This window comes from Rhizobium sp. SVR5-9E, from assembly GCF_056755095.1.
In genome coordinates, this window is sequence record NZ_JBNDHS010000200.1 from 1 (window position 1) to 2,134 (window position 2,134).

The 2,134-nt window shown below is 64.2% G+C and carries 2 protein-coding genes; both read left to right on the top strand.

Annotation, left to right across the window (positions count from 1 at the left end; translation table 11 throughout):
* A partial coding sequence (locus tag ACPYOJ_RS34305) for a response regulator transcription factor (protein ID WP_481420213.1) occupies nucleotides 1-249 on the top strand: 249 nt, incomplete at its 5' end.
* Between the two features lie 97 nt (nucleotides 250-346).
* Entirely contained in the window at nucleotides 347-2,128 is a 1,782-nt protein-coding gene (locus ACPYOJ_RS34310) for a hypothetical protein (RefSeq protein WP_481420214.1), read from the top strand.
* The last annotated feature ends 6 nt before the right edge of the window (nucleotides 2,129-2,134 follow it).

A 2,134-nucleotide genomic window follows, 5' to 3' on the forward strand; every position in this document is an offset into this window, starting at 1 on the left:
CTTTGCCAGCTGACGGAGCGCGAACACCAGGTCCTGGCCGGCGTGCTCGACGGCCTGCAGAACAAGATGATCGCCTTCAATCTGGGCATCAGTTCACGCACGGTGGAGGTCCACCGCGCCAACGTGATGGCCAAGATGGGAGCGCGCAATCTGGCGGGGCTCATGCGCATGGTCACAACGGTCGACGGCATTGTGCAACCGCTTCCAACCGTCACCGCCTCACCCCGCCCCCATGCCGACGCACGCTAGATGAATTAGGCGCATCTGTTGCAACCGCTCGTAGCTCTGGGATATGATGCGGCAGGGAAAGACTTCGATACTTGCGTGATCTTGCTTGGGGGCGATCATGAGCAGTGCAAAAGTCAACGCTTCCAGCAACCCCGGACCGACCGCTGAAGAAGTCAGCCAGCAAGTCGAACGGATCCTTTCAAGCGAGGAATTTCACTCGCCGCAGCGGGGTCGACTGTTCCTGCAGTTCATCATCAGCGAGACGCTGGCAGGGCGATCGGGGTTCCTGAAGGCCTTCACGATTGCCAATGAGGTCTTCGGCCGCGAGGTTTCGTTCGACCCGCAGAATGATCCCGTCGTCCGCATCGAAGCCGGCCGCATTCGAAGGGCCCTCGAGCGCTACTATCTCGTCGCCGGGCAGGCGGACGAGGTCATCATCACCGTCCCCAAGGGCGGATATGTGCCGCATTTCGAATATGCGCACGGCTCGCAAGTCCTGGCGTCACCGGTCGAGAGCCCCGATGGTTCGCCAGGCGTCGAGGCCAACGGGCACGACCGGGTATTTCCCGGCTCCCGTCGCTCGATATTGCTGACGGCGCTGGTCCTCGGGACGGTCCTCGTCATCGCCGCGGCTTTTCTCTACCTCGCGCTTGCCCCTGCCCTGTCGGTCTGGCGCGGCCCGCTGTCCGGGACGCCGCGAGAGAAGGCATCTCAGCCGAAGGTTGTCGTGGAGGTTTTCGCGGGCGGTGGTGCCGCGGATACCACGTCGGACATCGCCCATGGCCTGAGGGATGAAGTGATCGGTCAGCTCGCGAAGTTCGACGACATCGTCGTCGTCGCCGATCCGTCGAGGACCGATCATGCCGCCGCGGCCGGCTATGCGCTGCAGGGCACCGTCCAGCTCGATGGCGACAGGCTGCGTTCCGTCGCCCGGCTGGTGCGTCAATCCGATGGTGCCGTCATCTGGGCCAACACCTATGATGCCGATCTTCGCGCTCAAAGCAAACTCGCGATCCAGGCCGACGTCGCACAGCAGATCGCCGCCGCCGTCGCTCGGCCCTACGGTGCCATTTTCCAGGCCGACACCGAGACGATCGCCCGCCAGCCGGAGAGCGGCGACAGGGATGCCTATGCCTGCACCCTGGCCTATTACAGCTACCGTCAGTCGATGAGCGCCCAAAGTCACGCCACGGCGCGCGATTGCCTGCAACGCGCGACCCAGCGATTTCCCAGGAACGCCGCGTCCTGGGCGCTTCTGTCTCTGACCTATCTGGATGAGATGCGATTTCGCTACAAGCTCGGCACATCGTCCACGGCCCAGCCGCTCGAACGCGCCGCCAGCGCCGCAGAGCGGGCGGCAGCGCTTGCCCCCGGCGATGCGCGCGTCCTGCACGCCCTCATGCTGGTCAGCTTCTTCGAAGACGACATCGACAAGGCCTTGCAGGCCGGCGCGGCCGCCTATGCCATCAACCCCAACGACACCGACGTTGCCGGTGAGTACGGCTTGCGGCTGGCGATGTCCGGACGATGGCAATCCGGCTGCGAGCTGGTGTCCAGCGCCGTCAGCAAGAACGCCGGCCCCAAGGGATATTACGAGGTCGGCATGGCCTTGTGCGCCTTCATGAGGAACGACATTCAGGCCGCCGAACTGTGGTCCCGCATGTCCGATCTGCAATATAATCCCATGCATCGCCTCGTGCTCCTGTCGATCCTCGGCGCCGCCGGGAAGACGGCCGACGCCAAGCAGCAACAGGATTGGCTGGAGGTCCACGCACCCGAGTTGATGCACAACATCCGCCGGGAAATCGCGCTTCGCCTGCAACGGCCGGAAGATCAGCAGAAACTCTTCAGCGGCCTGCGCGCCTCGGGCATCGCCATCGACCCCGCACCAGCGCAGTGAGGACCG